Genomic DNA, 17,597 nt, shown 5'->3' with positions numbered 1-17,597 from the left:
GATTACATTTTCTATATAAAATTAAAACTTTTCTGATAAAATAATATAAAAATCGAATTATTGCAAGATTCAGATTCTATTTAGAGGAAAATAAGGAGAAACAAGGAAAAAACCCTTACATATATTGTAAGAGTCAACGAAGTTCTAATCTTCTCGATAAAATTGATAAACTATAATTTACGATAAAGTACATACAAGCTACTAATATAAATGTTGGAATCATGTAATTCACATTTTGCCCGCTAATAATTTGAGCATTATGCATAAGCTCAGGGAGTGATATAACAACCGCTAGCGACGTATCCTTCAGCAATGAAATAAATTGACTGACAAGCGGCGGAACCATTCTCCTTAATGCTTGTGGCAAAATAATATGCCAAAGCGCTTGCACATAAGCTAATCCCGAAGATCTTGCGGCTTCAACCTGCCCTTTTTCAATAGACAATAGACCACTTCTAACAATTTCAGATATCATTGCTGCCTCAAATATTGTTAAAGCAACAATTGCAGCTGTTATAATTTCTAATTTCAAGCCTGCTTCTGGAAGTGCAAAATACGTGAAAAATATAATTAACAGTAGTGGTAAGTTTCGAATCACTTCAACTATAACTCCTAATATTTGTGAGACGACAGGTATTTTCGTGTAGCGCAATATACCGATTACACTTCCAATAATAAAACTAAGTACAATTGCTATGAGCGCTACCTCTAATGTTATAAGTAATCCTTTTAATAAAAATAGAATATGATCTCCTGTAATTGCTCCCTTGAAATCCATTTACACCGCCTCCTTTGCTAAGCGTTTTTCTAAATAACGCACTAGCATACTGAGCGGAATTGTTAATATTAAATAAAACATCCCGACAAATATATAAACATCAAACGTAACAAACGTCTTCGTTGAAATTAAATCTCCTTGATACATTAAATCAGCACCAGCAATAATTCCAAGTATTGAGGAGTTTTTAACTAAATTGAGAAACTGGTTTCCTAAAGGGGGAATTACAATTTTCACTGCTTGGGGTAAGACAACATAATACATCGCCTGCACATACGTTAGCCCTGAAGAGCGAGCAGCTTCCATCTGCCCTTTCGCAACTGATAAAATACCAGCGCGAATTACTTCTGCAATAAAAGCTGCCGTATATACCGTAAGCGTAACTGTTCCTGCTACAAAACCATTTAAAGTAATTCCTATTACAGGTAAAGCAAAATAGAATATAAATGCAATTAATACGAGTGGAATATTTCTTACAAACTCCACAAAAGCTGATCCTATCCAATTTAAAATACGAATAGGTGCAATACGCATTACTGCCAAAATTACTCCTAAAATAAAACTACCTATCAATGCAATTACACTAGACATAACTGTATATTTAAATCCTTCTAAATACATATCAATGTTATTCGTTAATATAGAAAAATCAGGCACATATTCTCCCCTCTTTCTTTACAAGAAGAGGATGAGTACTCTCATCCTCTCACTTTTACTATCTACTTTTCTGGTTTTTGTCCAATCCATTTCTCATATAATTTGTCATACTCTCCGCTTGCTTTCATGTCTTTAATTAAAGTATTAATCTCTTTCGTTAAATCATCTGCCCCTTTTTGCACTGCAATTCCATACGGTTCATCTGTGAAAATTTTTCCTACTACTTCATAATTAGAATCTTGTTTTGCCATTCCGTAAAGGATCGCATTATCTGTCGTTAACACATCACCTTTACCTGCCTTTAACGCTGTAAATGCCTCACTATAATTTTCAAACTCTAATACAGTCGCTTCTGGTGACTTTTGACGAATGTTATTTGTAGATGTTGACCCTTTTACAGCTAATACTTTAACGCCTTGTTTTATATCATCGACACTCTTAATATTGCTTCCTTTTTTCACAAGTAACGATTGTCCTGCTTTAAAATATACATCTGAAAAATCCACTTCTTTTTTGCGTTCTTCCGTAATTGTCATTGTTGCAATAATTGCATCAATATCACCATTTTTCAGCATTGGAATACGTGTTTTAGACGTTACTTCTTTCAGCTCTAGCTTCTTTTCATCTCCAAGAATCTTTTTCGCAAGTGCCTTCGCGACATCAACATCGAATCCTTCTACCTGCCCTGTTGAAGGATTTTTTAATCCAAATAAATTCGTATCATTCTTCACCCCAACTACTAATTTCCCTCGTTTCTTAATTTGCTCAACAGCCCCGCCTTGCTTCGTATTTGTTTCCTTTGCCTCATCTTTCTTACTTCCGCAACCAGCAACAACAAGCACAAATAAACATGAAAATACGATTAAAGTAAATAATTTTTTCATTTTAAGCATGAAATTCCTCCTCTAATGATTTAGCACCCGACTTAAAAATAAACGAGCTCTTTCTTGTTCAGGGTTTGCAAAAAAGTGCGCCGGTGTTGTATCTTCAATAATTTGACCATCATCCATAAATAAGATCCTATCTGCTACCTCTCTAGCAAATCCCATTTCATGCGTGACAACGACCATTGTCATCCCTTCTTTAGCCAGTGCTTTCATAACATCAAGTACCTCTCCAATCATCTCTGGATCAAGAGCAGACGTAGGCTCATCGAATAGCATAATTTCCGGCTGCATTGCAAGTCCTCTAGCAATTGCCACCCGTTGCTGTTGTCCTCCGGATAATTGATGTGGATATACGTTAGCCTTCTCCGGGATTCCTACTTTCTCTAAATAAAACATTGCTGTTTTCTCTGCTTCTTCTTTGGAAACTTTATTTACTTTAATCGGTGCTAATGTAATATTTTGAAGAACCGTTTTATGTGGATATAAATAAAAATGTTGAAAGACCATCCCAATATTTCGCCGCAATTCATTCATGTCCGTTTTTTTATTGTGTACCTCTGTATTTTGTACAATTAATTCTCCATCTGTAATTGCCTCTAATTGATTTATACATCGAAGCAATGTACTTTTTCCTGATCCTGAAGGCCCGACAACTACTACCACTTCGCCTTTTTTCACTTGCACATTAATATTTTTCAAAACTTGAAAGTTACCATAATATTTATTTACATTACGAAATTCTATCAACATACTCCCCCTTCCCCTAACAATGCATGTACATTCTTTTTATATTCAAAAATAGTCCCAAAAATAACTTTTAGCTTCAATTTGTCCATAAAAAAAAGCAAAGAGTTTCCCCTTTGCTTCTTCATTTCTATTCTGTTAAGATACTTCTTCTTTCTTATCTTTCCCGTATTCATGCTCCCAAAAATCAGCATTTTTAATTCCTAATGGCCCTGGATCGAATACTGGATCTTTTCCTTCTTTTTTCTGTTTTTCATAATCCTTTAATGCGACTAATGCAGGTTTTTGTAATAGTAAAATCGCAATGATATTTACCCATGCCATAATTCCTACCCCAATGTCGCCTAAAGCCCAAGCCGTTGCTGCTGTTTTTATACATCCATAGAATACAGCTCCTAAAAATACAAACTTTAGTACCATAGACATCCAAGGACGGTCTTTATCACGATTTAAGTACGCAATATTCGTTTCTGCAATGTAGTAATACGCCATAATTGTTGTAAACGCGAAGAATAATAACGAGATTGCAACGAAACCGTTTCCAAATCCAGGGAAAACAGATTCTACCGCCGCCTGTGTATATCCTGGTCCTGGCTGAGCACCATTTAGTTTATTAACGATAAAGTTTTTTCCGCTTGCATCAAATACGTTATACATGCCTGTAATAATCATCATAAATGCTGTTGCTGAACAAACAAATAATGTATCAATGTAAACGGAAAATGCTTGCACTAAACCTTGCTTAGCTGGATGTGATACTTCGGCTGCTGCTGCTGCGTGTGGTCCAGTCCCTTGTCCTGCTTCATTGGAATAAATACCACGTTTTACCCCCCAAGAGATTGCTAAACCGATAATACCACCGAAAGCAGCTTCTAATGCAAATGCACTTCTTATAATTAACATAAATGCTTCTGGCAATTTTTCAATATTCATAGCAACAATGACGCAAGCTACTAAAATATAGCCTATTGCCATAAAAGGTACGACAACTTGCGCTACGTTAACAATTCGCTTTACTCCACCGAAAATGATAAGAGCTAATACGACAACTAATATAGCCCCTGATGCGGTAGTATTAATACCAAAAGCCGTTTCTAAACTTACAGCAATACTATTTGCTTGTACGCCTGGTAGTAAAAGTCCTGTTGCAAGAATTGTCGCTGCAACGAATACTAAAGCATACCATTTAACTCCTAGACCTTTTTCGATGTAATAAGCAGGTCCACCACGAAACTGCCCTTGATGTTTCGTCTTATATATTTGCGCGAGTGTTGATTCTACATAAGCTGATCCTGCCCCTAAAAAGGCTACTGCCCACATCCAAAATACAGCTCCTGGTCCACCGAATGCAACCGCTGTTGCTACCCCAGCGATATTCCCTGTCCCAACACGTCCTGATAACGAAAGTGCTAACGCTTGGAATGAAGAAACACCAGCCTCAGATTTTTCTCCTTGAAATGTCAGCTTCACCATTTCTCCTACGTGCCTTACTTGTAAAAACTTCGTTCGAATAGAAAAATATAAACCTACTCCTAAACATAAATAAACAAGTGCTGGACTCCAAACAATATTATTTAACCAATTTACGAAAGTTTCCAACATTCCCCCTCCTTCTTTATAAAGAATATTCAGAATATATATAAAATTATAAGTGCATACCGAATCTAGGACAATATTATTTTAATAAAGTAAACATATTTTTGTATAAAAAAACAAAGTATATATTTGTTTTATATACTTTGTTTTAAACTAAATGTATTATATATTCACAATTGCTTCTCTTTTAATAATTCTTTCGTATAGCTCTTCTGATAATTTCAAGAAGTTATCAGGCATATCTTTCCCTTTAAACTTCTTCTGAAGCGTTCCATATAAACCTATATCACGTAAACGTAAAAATAGTGGCAACGATTCATACCAACTATCCGCCAGCCTGTGCTCATACTCATATCCTTTTCGTAACACTTGTAACTGTTTACGAGCAAAATCTGTCTTCTCTTCTGCTGTCCACGTTGTAAATAGAACAGAGTAGTATAGAACCATCGCTAAATCATGTATAAAGTAATTATAAGCCGCATCATCAAAATCAAAGATTGTTAGCTCTTTACCATCATAATGAAAATTACCTTGATGGATATCACCGTGCATAAGACCGAACGTTTCTCTTTCAACTGGAAGGGCCTTAATTTCATCCATTAGTACCGCTGCAATCTTTTTCACTTGACCATCTTCTAATTCATTAACAATTCCACTTTCGTCTTCTTCCCACGTATCACGGTAGTCTGTTTTAGGATATTCCATTGTAAGGCGATGCAGTTGCCCAATCGCTTTTCCCCATGCTTCAAAGAGAGGCTCGCCCCAATAAGGCGATTCCTCTCCTTTTACTTGCTCACCTTTTGCATATGTAAATAAAGAAGCGGAAAAGAACGTTCCATCCTCTGCTACGATTTCTTCTACGAGATTTCGAGACGTTGAATAAAGAGGTCCTGCTACCTTTGCCCCATTCTCCGCAACATATCGTAAAAAATCTAGTTCAGCCTCTACCTCTTGTTTAGAACGATGAGAAGAATGTGTTAAACGTAATACGTAATCTTCATCATTATCACCCTTCGCCTTAAAAATATAATTCTCAAAATCTCCAAGTGGCTTTTCTTCCACTGTTACATGAAACAAATTCACTGCTCTTTTTAAAATCTCTTTCGTAAAAACACGTTCTACAGCTATTTCCATATATATCCCTCCTATATATCTTCTTAATTCGACACAAATGTTAGAAGTACTGCTATGAAATTGAATAATGCACAAAAGACAATGTAACGTAACCTTCAATCCTCTTTTTTTAAAATAATTCAAGCATAAATTTCTCACAAACGACAAAAATTAACAGAAACAATTGCACTTTAAGAGAGGTGGAAATTATGACAGAGCAAAAAGAACAACAAGAGAGTAAAAAACAAAAGCATATGTTTCCATCACTTCCGGAGAACATTAATTACATTGAAAATAAACTTTCTCATTCTGATGATATAAAAAAATTAGATCTCCCTTTTCAAAACGGAAAAGGAGCAATCTTATATATCGAATCTTTAGCAGATCCAAATCTAATTCATCAGTTAGTCCTTGAGCCATTATTAACGCGATCAGATTTATCTTTAGATAAAGCTTTTTCTACGTTAAATATGAAAAAAGAAACGAATTTAAATTATGGGATACAACTTTTATTACAAGGTAAATCCTTATATTTTCATGAACACGTCGACAGTTTTTGTATTTTCGAAACAACCTTATCTTTAAAGAGAGATATAGCAGAGCCTGATAATGAAGGAGTTGTGCGCGGTCCACATACTGGTTTTGTAGAGGATCTAGCAACTAATTTAACCTCTATTCGTAAACTCATTAAGAGTCCAAATTTAGTTGTTAAGTATTTTACACTCGGTGAAGAAATGCACACGAAAGTGGCAATTACTTATATGCAAAATATAGCGAATGACGATTTAGTTATAGAAGTGAAAAGAAGATTGGAAACCATTAAAACGGATGCACTTATGCCACCAGGATACATACAAGAATTTATAGAGGATACGTCTTTCTCCCCATTTCCGCAGCAATTAAATACAGAGCGTCCAGATAGAACTGTTGCTAATTTAATGGAAGGGCGTGTTGCTATTTTATCTGATGGAGATCCAACAGCGCTCATCGTTCCTGTTACGTTATTTGCTTTCTATCAATCACCAGATGATTATAATAACCGTTGGATTGTCGGTTCTTTCGTCCGAATGATTCGCTTAGTAAGTTTTTTAATTGCCTTTCTCTTACCAGCTTTATATATTGCAACTGTTGCTTTTCATCCTGATGTGTTACCGCTCGAACTTGTGTATACGATTAAAGCTTCATTAGAGAAAGTACCGCTTCCTCCTATTTTTGAAGCTCTCTTAATGGAGTTAATTTTCGAGTTATTACGAGAAGCTGGTATTCGCTTGCCGAGCCGCGTTGGACAAACAATCGGTATTGTAGGTGGTTTAGTAATTGGGGATGCAATTGTAAAAGCTGGACTCGTTTCTTACACAATGATCATCGTTGTAGCTTTAACTGCAATCTCATCTTTTCTCGTTCCATCAAACGATATGAGTTCAGCAGTTCGGATTCTTCGTTTTCCATTAATGCTCCTTGCTGCCATATTCGGATATGTAGGAATATCATTCGGTCTCATTATAACTTTCGTTCACTTATGTCAGCTTCATTCATTTCATACACCATATCTTTCTCCTGTTGCCCCGATGCGGATTAAAGATATGAAAGATTCTTTCATAAGACTACCAATTTGGTCATTTTGGGAAAGACCACATGATCCAAAACCGAAAAAAATGCAGCGCCAACATGTAACGAGAGAGGATGAGGACGGTGACAAACACGCAAAGTAAAATTTCACTTGTTCAATTTACCTTTTTCGTTATTCAATGCCAAATTGGGGTCGGTATACTATCTCTACCTAACCGGCTTCATCCGATAGCAAAAGGTGGTGGTTGGATTTCTGCGCTCATCGCGGGGCTTGCCATTCAACTTATTATTTTACTTATGTGGCTTTTCTTAAAACGATTTCCTGATGCAGATATGTATAAAAGTGTTTGTATGCTATTTGGTAATAAGTTAGGAAAACTATTGGGCTTTTCTTATGTTTTTTATTTTACCCTTATCGGTATGACGGTTATGTTGAATGCTTGTAACGTCATTAAAGTATGGGTTTTACACGCAACTCCGTGGTCTGCAATTCTCATATTATGTACAGTAGCTTGTTGTTATGTAGCTTATAACACATTTAAAGTCATCGTACGATTTTATGTCATGGCCTCTATTCTCATTATTCCAATGGCTCTTTTAATTGCCCTAGGGCTTTCACGAGCTGATTTCTCTTATATTTTTCCTATTACAGAAGCCGGATGGTGGAATATAATTCAAGCATCCAAGGAAACAATTACAGCCATGTATGGTTTTGAAATTATTCTTATCGCTTTCCCAAAAGTAAATGGGAGTTCTATTGCAAAACTGAAGGCCATTTCTATCGCCAATGGATTTGTAACTCTTTTTTATACTTTTACCGTTTGGATTTGCTTTATCGTATTTAGTCCAAAGCAAATTGAGCTTATTCCAGAGCCAGTTGCTTACTTATTACGCTCCTTGCATATTGGAATTATAGATCGAACGGACCTAATCTTCATCCCAATTTGGATGATAACAGTTGTCGCTTCTATTGCTAGTTATTACTGCGCTGCTTCAATCGGAATTGGACATATATTCAACCTTGCTAATCATAAAAAGGCTGTTCCAATCGTTGGTATTATTGCTTTTAGTGTAGCCTTATTTATAGATACACCTGAAGAATTAAAAGTAATTTCAACTTTCACTGATAAGTTCACCTATATTTTCATCGTTGTCCTCCCTCTTTTATTTCTACTTTATTCAATAATAAGAAAGAAGAAAGGAGAACAGTATGTTCCCAAAAAGAGTTAAATTACTTTTAATATTATGTACTAGTTCCCTCCTTTCTGGCTGTTGGGATCAAGAACCATTAAGGGAGGCAAGTTTAGCTTATAGCGTTGGAGCTGATATTACGAAAGAGAATAAACTCCAGCAAACAATCGAGCTCGTAAAAAGTTCAAGCGGAGAGCAATCTTCATTTGAGAATGAAATATATTCAGCAACCGGGCATAACATAATGGATACAGGCGATGCCCTAAAAAAAAATGTGACTGGGAATATTCGCTATTTTAAATATGGTGTTCAATTACTCGGAACCAAAATTCTAAAAAAGGGTATACTCCCCTATTTAGATGTCAGCTTTCGAGATCCAACAAACCCAACTGCTTTAGTAAAACTTATTGCAGTAGATGGTGAAACATCGGAGATACTCGAAAAAAAGAAAATAGGAAATTTACTAATTGGAGATTTTCTAAAGAAAAAAGTGAAAAGCTTAGAAGATATGAGTGTATTTCCAAAAGAAACTTTAGAAACAGCTGCTACAAAAATGTTAGATCCCGGTAAAGACTTTACCCTTCCTTCTATAAAAATAAAAGGAAAAGAAGTAGTTACAAACGGGTTAGCTTTATTTAACAATGATAAATTAACTGGGCATTTACCTTTGCAACAATCTGTTTTATTCGTGTTATTAACCGGAAAAATGGGAACAAGTGCCCGTATAACCCAAAAACTGACTAGTGATGAATCTGAGAAGACATCTGATTATTTAACAATGGAAATTAGTAATCGAAAATTAAAACGCGACTTAAAAATAACAACAGATAAAAAAGGAAATGTTTATGCTCACATTAAGCTCCAATTAAAAGTTATAGCACTTGAATCTCCAAGAGATAATATGTATACAATGGACGATAGAGAAAAACTAAATAAAGAACTTTCTAAACAACTCACGAAAGAAGCGAAAAAAATAACACGAAAACTACAAAAAGCAAATTGTGATGCTTTCGGTATTGGAAGACATCTTATCGCTTATCATCCTAACTTATGGAAGAAAAAAAATTGGAATAAAGATTATGCAAAAGTAAAATTCAAACCTGAAGTAGAAGTAAGCATTTTGTATAGTGGTGTCTTAAAATAAAAAGGTTGTATGCCGCTCGGGCATACAACCTTTTTATTTCGTATATCGATACACAATTGATTCATATGGTCTTAAGTTAAGTTTTGCAATATCCTTGCTGGCATCTTTATAATTCGACAGTAGTACTTCTTGTTTCATTCCATCTAACTGAACGTGCGCTGGTACTGAATACGTTATTTCTTCTCCATAGAAGTTATTTATAACAAGTAGTACTTCACTTTCTGTAGTACGAGTATATGCCCAAATTTTAGGATCATTTTTATCCAAAATAGCATATTCTCCTTCTGTAATTACATCATACGTTTTTCTAAGCTCTATTAACTTTTTATAATGATAAAATACGGACTCTTTATCTTCTAATGCCTTCTCTACGTTTATTTCTTTAAAATTTTCAGCCGCTGAAATCCAAGGTGTACTTGTTGTAAAACCACTGTTCATCTCTTCATTCCACTGCATCGGAGTGCGAGAGTTGTCACGAGATTTTTGCTTTAAAATCCCTATAATCTCTTCTTTTGATAGCCCTTCTTTTAGCTTTATATCGTATATATTTAACGATTCTACATCACGATATTGCTCGATGGACTCAAATTTAGGATTCGTCATACCGATTTCTTCCCCTTGATAAATATAAGGCGTTCCTTGCAGCATGTGCATGGCTGTCGCTAACATTTTTGCAGATTCGTTTCGGTACTTTCCATCATCACCAAAGCGTGACACGATGCGAGGCTGGTCATGATTACACCAAAATAACGCATTCCATCCTCCGCCCTTTTGCATTTCAACTTGCCAGTTAGACATAATCTCTTTTAATTTAATAAAATCAAACTCTGCTTTCGTCCACTTATCACCATTCGGATAATCTACTTTTAAATGATGGAAACTAAACGTCATGCTTAATTCATTACGCTCAGGATTAGAATATTTAATACAATTATCAATTGTCGTAGATGACATTTCTCCAACTGTAATGACATCTTTTCCTGCAAAAATATTTCGGTTCATCTCTTGTAAATATTCATGAACACGCGGGCCATCTGTATAATACTTGCGTCCATCACTTGTCGCAGTACTACCTTCATCGTTTAAAAAACATTGGTCTTTTGAAATTAAGTTAATGACATCTAATCGGAATCCCGTTACCCCTTTATCCAGCCAAAAGCGCATCATATCATATACTTCTTCACGCAGTTTTTCATTTTCCCAATTTAAATCAGCTTGTGTTTCATCAAATAGATGTAAATAATATTGCTCCGTCTTCTCATCATATTTCCAAGCAGATCCACCAAACTTAGACTGCCAATTATTTTTTTCATCACGCCAAATATAGTAATTACGATATGGACTATTTTTATCTTCCTTCGCTTCTTTAAACCACTTATGTTCAGTCGAACTATGATTTACAACAATATCAAGCATAATTTCAATGTTACGTACTTTCGCTTCTGCTAAAAGTTCTTCAAACTCTTCCATCGTTCCGTAAGATGGATCAATGCTGTAATAATCACTTACATCATATCCATTATCATTTTGTGGTGATTGGTATATCGGTGTTAACCAAATATAATCCACTCCGAGTTCTTTTAAATAATCTAGTTTCTCTGTAACCCCTTTTATATCACCGGTTTCTCTATTGTAATAACTATTAAAGCTCTTCGGATAAATTTGATAGACTACACTTTTATGCCAATCCTTCATGTTTAACTTCCTCCTACTTCTGTTTCACTCTTTTTGCAAATAACCATGTTAAAGTAAATGGGATTACAACTGCAATAATCATTCCGACAATAAACATTGGAATCGATTTCGGAATGATAGAAATAAATGCTGGCAATCCCCCAATTCCGATAGCAGGTGCTAATACACCATTTAATGTAATGAATATCGCTGCCACAGCAGACCCTATAATCGCTGCATAAAACGGGAACTTATTTCGTAAATTCACACCAAACATCGCTGGTTCTGTAATACCGAAGTATGCTGAAATGGCTGATGTTGATGCCATACTTTTATCATTTTGATTTTTAGAAATCCAGAACATCGCAAGTGCCGCACTACCTTGCGCAATGTTAGAAAGAGCAATCATTGGCCAAATAAATGTACCGCCATGTTGTGCAATCAATTGTAAATCAATTGCAATAAACATATGATGCATACCTGTAATTACAAGTGGTGCATATAACGCTCCAAATAATACTGCTCCAACTACTGGTACTGTTTCATATACACCTACTAATCCTACTGTTAATAAATCTCCAATATGACGTGTAACCGGACCAATAATTCCTAATGCTAACACACCTGTCACAACGATTGTTGTAATTGGTACAACTAATAATTGAATTGCATTTGGTACATGTTTCTTTAAGAAAATTTCTACTTTACTTAACACAAATGCAGCTACTAAAACCGGCAAGATTTGACCTTGATACCCTACCTTTTCAATTTGGAACAGTCCTAAAATATCGAAGTACTCAATCTTTTGTCCGTCTAAACCAGTCGCTGCTTTTCCATAGTCCCAAGCGTTTAATAAGGCCGGGTGCACAAGCATTAATCCCATAACAATCCCTAGTATTGGACTACCACCAAAACGCTTCGTTGCTGACCACCCGACAAGTGCTGGTAAGAATACGAATGCTGTATTGGCCATCATATTAATTAAATCCCAAAGCCCGCCTAAGTTCGGATAAACATCTAATAAATTTTTCCCATCAAAAAATAAGTCCTTTGCGCCTAATAGATTGTTAATACCCATTAGTAAACCAGCCGTTACGATCGCTGGTAATATCGGCATAAATACATCTGAAAATATTTTTACAAACTTTTGAGCTGGATTTAACTTCTGATTTCCAGAGTCTTTTACGTCAGCTACAGTCGATTCTTTCATACCCGCAAGCGTTATCAATTCAGCGTAAACACGATCTACATCTCCTGGACCAATTACAACTTGAAATATACCAGCGTTATGAAACGCTCCTTTCACTAATGAAACAGACTGTAATTTATCATTATCTATTTTACTTTCATCTTTTAAAGCGATACGGAGCCTCGTCACACAATGTGCAGCTTGTTCAATATTGTCTTTCCCACCAATATACTGCAACACTTCCTCTGCTGTTTTACGATAGTCTTTCCCCATATTCCCGTCCCTCTTTTCTTTTTTTGATACCGTTTACAATTACATATTAACTCGTATATATAAGTTAGTCAACACTCGTATATACGAGTTTGTATTTTTTATAAAAAAAAGAGATGAAACAATATTTTGTTCCACCTCTTTACTTCCTGCGTGCCACATCCGAAAAGTGAAAAATATCTAAACGGTGGCGTGATTCTGTATATTCAAACTGACTTCCATCATACAAATGTGTAAAGTTTTTCACAACGACAACATAGTCTGTTCCATTTAAATCTAAATACTTTCTGTCATCCTCTGTACATGGCTGTACTTCAATTACCCTCTGCGAATAACTAATATGTAGCCCAAGCTCTTTCTCGATGTATTTATAAATCGATGCAGTTGCAATTTCTTTCGTTAATCCTGGAACAAACTCAGATACAAAATGATTTATATCTAAAATTACTTTTTCTCCATCAATATTTCGTACACGTTTAATATGATCAATCTCTGTTTTTTCTTTTACATTTAATAATTTTGCAATTTCTTTTGTGGCTTTTTCTTTGTCCATTTCCACAACTTCCGTAATACAATGACGTCCCAAACGTTCATTTTCTTCTTGGAAACTTACAATACCGCCAAAATTAAATTCAATATTTTTTCGCTTTAAAACAAAAACACCTTTTCCATGAATTTTTTGCACATATCCACGCTCTTGCAGTAAATCTACAGCTTTTCTCACCGTGCCTCGGCTTGCCTCATACTGCTTCATTAATTCTGTTTCTGATGGGATTTTGCATCCCTCTTTTAATTGTTTATTATCAATAGATTTACTGATTTCTGTATAAATTTGTTCATACTTACTCATCATCTACAATAGCCCCTTGTCACCTTCTAATTCTATATGTATTATAACATGCTTCACTCTTCTGCCAATCTCTCACTTATTTTCCAGTACAAGAAAAATATAGGTAAATATTTAATCTTTAAAACGTATTTTTATAAAAATTTTTATATTTTTCTTTTCATTCAAAAAAACATGTAGTATACTAACTTCAAAATCAGAGGAGAAAGGGAGCAAAGAACTATGCTTACTTATACAACAACTGTAGTTACATTTGCACAAAAACATCATCATCATACGTAACCCTTGAAACCTAGCGGAAAAATTACGCGTAGGTACAAGGGTTATTCCCGTTGTACCTACGCTTTGGCAAAAGAGCCATGTAGGTATTTTTTTATCTACATGGCTCTTTTTTTATTGTCAAAAAGCTAGTAAAAAATGATGTTTAAGCAAAACTTACTACAAAGGAGTTAACAAAAATGGAAACGAAAAAATGGGGATTATGGGTTTTAACAGCATTTGTTATCGGGAATATGGTTGGCGGTGGCGTATTTATGCTTCCAGCAAATTTAGCACAAGTATCAGGTCCAATGGGTTCTACACTCGCATGGAGTATTACAGGCCTTGGCGTATTTATGATTGCACTTGTATTTGGAAATTTAGCGATTCGTAAACCAGAATTAAAAGCTGGACCACAAAGCTATGCTCAAGCGATGTTTCCTTCAAAAAAAGCTGGTAAAGTTGCAGGATATAGTATGGCATGGGGATATTGGGCTGCTAACTGGGCTGCAACAGCATCTGTTATTATTTCCTTTGCTGGATATTTATCAACATTCTTTCCAGTTTTACAAAGTAAGCAAATTCTTTTTTCAATAAATGGATTTTCACTGGAGCTCGGAAAAGGATTAACTTTCCTCGTATGTAGCCTTATGCTGTGGGGAATTCAATATATTCTTTCGCAAAATATTGATCGAGCTGGAAATATGAATCTACTTGCTACTATTGCAAAAATTATCGGATTTACAATGTTTATTGTAATTACATTGTTCATTTTCAACGCCTCTAATTTCGGAGACGGTCAAACCTTTATGAATGAAGCAGGACAATCAATCTCATTAGGTGGCCAAATCAATTCAGCTGCTATTGCAACACTCTGGGCATTTATCGGTATTGAATCAGCAGTTATGCTTTCTAATCGTGCAAAATCACAGCGCGATGTAAAAAAAGCTACGATTTTCGGATTAATTATCGCTCTTCTTATTTACATGTCAATTACTTTACTTACAATGGGAGCTCTTCCGCAAGATGCTTTAAAAGAGTCTCAAAAACCATTAGTAGACGCATTAAATTTAGCAATTGGAAATAAAGGTGCATATATAATGGCTTTACTCGCTCTTATATCTTTATTTGGATCTACAGTTGGCTGGATTGTTGTTAGTTCAGAAGTACCTTACCAGGCAGCAAAAAATGGACTTTTCCCTAAGTTTTTCGGGAAAACAAATAAAAAAGGTAGTCCTTCAAAATCACTATTGATTACAAATATAATGACGCAAATTTTCTTATTTTCAACGATTTCTGGTACTGTTTCAGAAGCGTATAGTTTCGCTATCGTCGTAGCAACATTAGCCTATTTAATTCCATACCTTGTTTCTACCTTGTACCAATTAAAATTAGTTATTACAGGAGAAACGTATGATATACTGCCCGGATCTCGAGTAAAAGATGGAATCATTACGACATTAGCGTTGGTATACTCTATTTGGGTTATCAAAACGGGAACTGCTGATTTAAAAACATTCTTCTTAGGAATTGGATTGTTCGTATTAGGTCTTATTCTTTATCCAATACTAATGAAAGACTCACAAAAAACGGATTAAATAAAGAGAAGCTGCTGGCTTCTCTTTTTTATTAAAAATCTGTAATTAACTTTTCTTTTAGCTCTCCTACAGATAAAGGTTTCGCATAATAAAATCCCTGTACATAATCACAGCTCATTGATTGTAACAAACTCTCTTGCTCTACTGTTTCTACTCCTTCAGCAACTACTGCTAAATTTAAACTATGAGCAATTTCAATAACGGATTTTACAATCGTTCGTTCTGGTTGTGCGTGATCATAATGAAATTCACGAATAAAATTACGATCAATTTTTACAATATCCAGTGGTAGTTGTTTTAAATAATATAAGGAAGAATAGCCAGTTCCGAAATCATCCAAAGCAATTAAAACACCCATATTTCTTAATTCTTGTAATGTAGCAATAATATAATCAAAATGGCGGACTGCTATGCTTTCCGTTATTTCTAATATTAAACGGTTCGGAGGAAAACCAGTTCTCTTTAAAATGCTACGTACAGAGAAAATAAAACGTTTCTGCATTAATTGTTGTATAGATAAATTCACTGATAACTTTAGTCCTTCTTGATAATTGGGCAATGTTTTAAACAATCGGCACGATTTTTCTAATACCCAGTCTCCTAGCTTTATAATAAGTCCAGACTCTTCAGCTACCGGGATAAATTCGTTTGGTGAAATAGGTCCGTCTTCTGTCATACAGCGTACTAGAGCTTCTATACCAGAATATCTCTTCGTTTTCAAATCAATAATAGGCTGCAATACTACATCTAACTCTTCATCACGAATTGCCTTTTGCAAAGCAAACTCAACTTTCATTCTACGATTTATTTTCGCGCGTAGCTCATCTGTAAAGAAACATGCAGCATTTCTCCCCTGTTCTTTTGCACTATACATAGCTAAGTCGGAGTTTTTCAATAATGTTTCCACGTCTTGTCCGTCTTGTGGATAAGAACAAAGTCCTAGACTAGCTGAAATATATACTTCATGGCCTTCAAGAATAAATGGTGCCTGGAAACATGACAACACAGATGTCGCTAACTGCCTCATATCATCTTGTCTATGATTTTTTGTTAACAGCACAAATTCGTCGCCACCTAGCCTAGCCAGAACATCTTTCTCTCCTAGTACATAATGCAACCTTGAAGCGACTTCGCTTAAAAGTAAGTCCCCTATCATATGACCTAACGTATCATTTACTAATTTAAAACGGTCCAAATCAAAGTAAATCATACCAAATTCTTTTTTATCTGCAATCAATTTATTAACGGTCGTTATTAATTGCAAACGGTTCGGCAAACTCGTTAAAGCATCATGATAGGCAAGTTCCCTATAACGACTTTCACTTAGCCGCAACCTCTGTTCCGCTTCTTTTCTACTACTAATATCATTTCGTATTGCGATAAACTGGTAAGGCTCTCCTTTTTCATTTAAAAATGGAACAATTGTTGTTTTGACCCAATAATATGTACCATCTTTTGCTCGATTCCGAATCTCACCTGTCCATACTTTCCCATTCAAAATACGTTTCCATAAGTTTTGAAAAAAGGTTTTCGGATGATGACCTGAATTTAAAATACGGTGATCTTTTCCAATTAATTCTTCTCTTTTGTATTTAGAGATTTCACAAAATTTATCATTTACATATGTAATAAGACCTTTTCGATCTGTAATTGCAACAATTGAAGACTCATCTAATGCTAACTTTAAATCTCGCAACGAAGAGTCATATAATGCATGACCTCTCTGTTCTAGCATGCGCATCTCTCCTTGCTTCTATCTGACTAAAACACAACCTGTTTCTCTTCATAGAAATAGAGATATTTCATTTTCTAATACTAGCCCTTTACATAAATTATCTTTTTAAATAAACCGATTAAAATAACATAATATTATTTGTAATAAAAAGCAATATTATACCATTTCAATTATAACTGGTAGCTTCCCATATCTCTAATTACTTCGCGCCTTATTATACCGCAATCCTTTTAAGTAGCTCTATGCAAGCCTTGTTTCCAACTAATACCACTCATATCTGATCTCTTTGTTTTTAATAACGAAATAGAAATTAGATCATACTACATAACTATTCACAAATAATAATA

14 protein-coding genes are annotated in these 17,597 nt (G+C 35.0%); 4 read left to right on the top strand and 10 right to left on the bottom strand.

Annotated elements, in window-relative coordinates; all coding sequences use genetic code 11:
- Positions 1-133 precede the first annotated feature (133 nt).
- From ACQGSG_RS09870 to ACQGSG_RS09845, 6 genes are all read right to left on the bottom strand, one after another.
- A complete protein-coding gene (locus ACQGSG_RS09870; RefSeq protein WP_426947281.1) occupies positions 134-778 on the bottom strand; it encodes an amino acid ABC transporter permease in 645 nt (214 codons plus the stop codon).
- Positions 779-1,435 carry an amino acid ABC transporter permease gene (locus ACQGSG_RS09865; RefSeq protein ID WP_001112667.1) on the bottom strand — a complete coding sequence of 219 codons (657 nt, stop codon included), beginning with the start codon at positions 1,433-1,435 and terminating at the stop codon, positions 779-781. It abuts the gene before it with no gap.
- A gap of 62 nt (positions 1,436-1,497) precedes the next feature.
- Positions 1,498-2,328, bottom strand: coding sequence for a glutamine ABC transporter substrate-binding protein GlnH (gene glnH, locus ACQGSG_RS09860; protein WP_000916491.1), 831 nt, complete (start codon positions 2,326-2,328; stop codon positions 1,498-1,500).
- Between the two features lie 12 nt (positions 2,329-2,340).
- Positions 2,341-3,072 carry an amino acid ABC transporter ATP-binding protein gene (locus ACQGSG_RS09855; RefSeq protein ID WP_050552230.1) on the bottom strand — a complete coding sequence of 244 codons (732 nt, stop codon included), beginning with the start codon at positions 3,070-3,072 and terminating at the stop codon, positions 2,341-2,343.
- Positions 3,073-3,204: 132 nt separating this feature from the next.
- Positions 3,205-4,665, bottom strand: a complete 1,461-nt coding sequence (locus ACQGSG_RS09850) for an alanine/glycine:cation symporter family protein (protein WP_000447396.1) — start codon at positions 4,663-4,665, stop codon at positions 3,205-3,207.
- 159 nt (positions 4,666-4,824) lie between these two features.
- Positions 4,825-5,796 (bottom strand): phosphotransferase, encoded by a 972-nt coding sequence (locus tag ACQGSG_RS09845; protein ID WP_325842763.1) that lies wholly within the window; start codon positions 5,794-5,796, stop codon positions 4,825-4,827.
- Between the two features lie 188 nt (positions 5,797-5,984).
- Here ACQGSG_RS09845 and gerKA point away from each other — a divergent pair, with 188 nt between their 5' ends.
- Genes gerKA through ACQGSG_RS09830 form a run of 3 tightly spaced genes read left to right on the top strand, consistent with a single transcriptional unit; the run spans position 5,985 to position 9,679 of the window.
- A complete protein-coding gene (gene gerKA, locus ACQGSG_RS09840; RefSeq protein ID WP_000139243.1) occupies positions 5,985-7,487 on the top strand; it encodes a spore germination protein GerKA in 1,503 nt (500 codons plus the stop codon).
- A complete protein-coding gene (locus tag ACQGSG_RS09835; protein ID WP_000185796.1) occupies positions 7,468-8,574 on the top strand; it encodes a GerAB/ArcD/ProY family transporter in 1,107 nt (368 codons plus the stop codon). The genes gerKA and ACQGSG_RS09835 overlap by 20 nt, the downstream gene beginning before the upstream one ends.
- Positions 8,555-9,679 (top strand): Ger(x)C family spore germination protein, encoded by a 1,125-nt coding sequence (locus ACQGSG_RS09830; protein ID WP_098592873.1) that lies wholly within the window; start codon positions 8,555-8,557, stop codon positions 9,677-9,679. Before ACQGSG_RS09835 ends, ACQGSG_RS09830 begins: the two co-directional genes overlap by 20 nt.
- A 33-nt stretch (positions 9,680-9,712) precedes the next feature.
- Here the strand turns inward: ACQGSG_RS09830 and treC are convergent, their stop codons facing one another.
- The 3 genes from treC to treR all read right to left on the bottom strand — a co-directional run bounded on the left by treC (position 9,713) and on the right by treR (position 13,665).
- Complete coding sequence (gene treC / locus ACQGSG_RS09825; RefSeq protein WP_325842761.1) at positions 9,713-11,374, bottom strand: alpha,alpha-phosphotrehalase; 1,662 nt, start codon at positions 11,372-11,374, stop codon at positions 9,713-9,715.
- Between the two features lie 13 nt (positions 11,375-11,387).
- On the bottom strand, positions 11,388-12,815 hold the full coding sequence (treP, locus tag ACQGSG_RS09820) for a PTS system trehalose-specific EIIBC component (protein WP_000513940.1): 1,428 nt from the start codon (positions 12,813-12,815) through the stop codon (positions 11,388-11,390).
- Positions 12,816-12,954: 139 nt separating this feature from the next.
- Entirely contained in the window at positions 12,955-13,665 is a 711-nt protein-coding gene (gene treR, locus ACQGSG_RS09815; RefSeq protein WP_000987244.1) for a trehalose operon repressor, read from the bottom strand.
- Between the two features lie 452 nt (positions 13,666-14,117).
- Between treR and ACQGSG_RS09810 the strand changes: the two genes are divergently transcribed.
- Entirely contained in the window at positions 14,118-15,515 is a 1,398-nt protein-coding gene (locus ACQGSG_RS09810) for an amino acid permease (RefSeq protein ID WP_000448443.1), read from the top strand.
- A 31-nt stretch (positions 15,516-15,546) separates the two neighbouring features.
- Here ACQGSG_RS09810 and ACQGSG_RS09805 read toward each other — a convergent pair whose 3' ends face one another.
- Entirely contained in the window at positions 15,547-17,250 is a 1,704-nt protein-coding gene (locus ACQGSG_RS09805; RefSeq protein ID WP_000893350.1) for a putative bifunctional diguanylate cyclase/phosphodiesterase, read from the bottom strand.
- Between the last annotated feature and the right edge of the window lie 347 nt (positions 17,251-17,597).

This window comes from Bacillus sp. GMa5/1 (assembly GCF_050172015.1).
In the GTDB taxonomy this organism is placed as follows: domain Bacteria; phylum Bacillota; class Bacilli; order Bacillales; family Bacillaceae_G; genus Bacillus_A; species Bacillus_A cereus.
The sequence above is the reverse complement of the archived record's forward strand: the minus strand, read 5'-3'. Positions and strand labels throughout refer to the sequence as shown.

What these genes read in the sequence shown, in the direction of transcription:
- ACQGSG_RS09870 (WP_426947281.1), bottom strand. Translation starts at nt 778, where the DNA reads ATGGATTTCAAGGGAGCAATTACAGGAGATCATATTCTATTTTTATTA.
- glnH (WP_000916491.1), bottom strand. Translation starts at nt 2,328, where the DNA reads ATGCTTAAAATGAAAAAATTATTTACTTTAATCGTATTTTCATGTTTA.
- ACQGSG_RS09855 (WP_050552230.1), bottom strand. Translation starts at nt 3,072, where the DNA reads ATGTTGATAGAATTTCGTAATGTAAATAAATATTATGGTAACTTTCAA.
- ACQGSG_RS09845 (WP_325842763.1), bottom strand. Translation starts at nt 5,796, where the DNA reads ATGGAAATAGCTGTAGAACGTGTTTTTACGAAAGAGATTTTAAAAAGA.
- gerKA (WP_000139243.1), top strand. Translation starts at nt 5,985, where the DNA reads ATGACAGAGCAAAAAGAACAACAAGAGAGTAAAAAACAAAAGCATATG.
- ACQGSG_RS09830 (WP_098592873.1), top strand. Translation starts at nt 8,555, where the DNA reads ATGTTCCCAAAAAGAGTTAAATTACTTTTAATATTATGTACTAGTTCC.
- treC (WP_325842761.1), bottom strand. Translation starts at nt 11,374, where the DNA reads ATGAAGGATTGGCATAAAAGTGTAGTCTATCAAATTTATCCGAAGAGC.
- treP (WP_000513940.1), bottom strand. Translation starts at nt 12,815, where the DNA reads ATGGGGAAAGACTATCGTAAAACAGCAGAGGAAGTGTTGCAGTATATT.
- treR (WP_000987244.1), bottom strand. Translation starts at nt 13,665, where the DNA reads ATGATGAGTAAGTATGAACAAATTTATACAGAAATCAGTAAATCTATT.
- ACQGSG_RS09810 (WP_000448443.1), top strand. Translation starts at nt 14,118, where the DNA reads ATGGAAACGAAAAAATGGGGATTATGGGTTTTAACAGCATTTGTTATC.
- ACQGSG_RS09805 (WP_000893350.1), bottom strand. Translation starts at nt 17,250, where the DNA reads ATGCTAGAACAGAGAGGTCATGCATTATATGACTCTTCGTTGCGAGAT.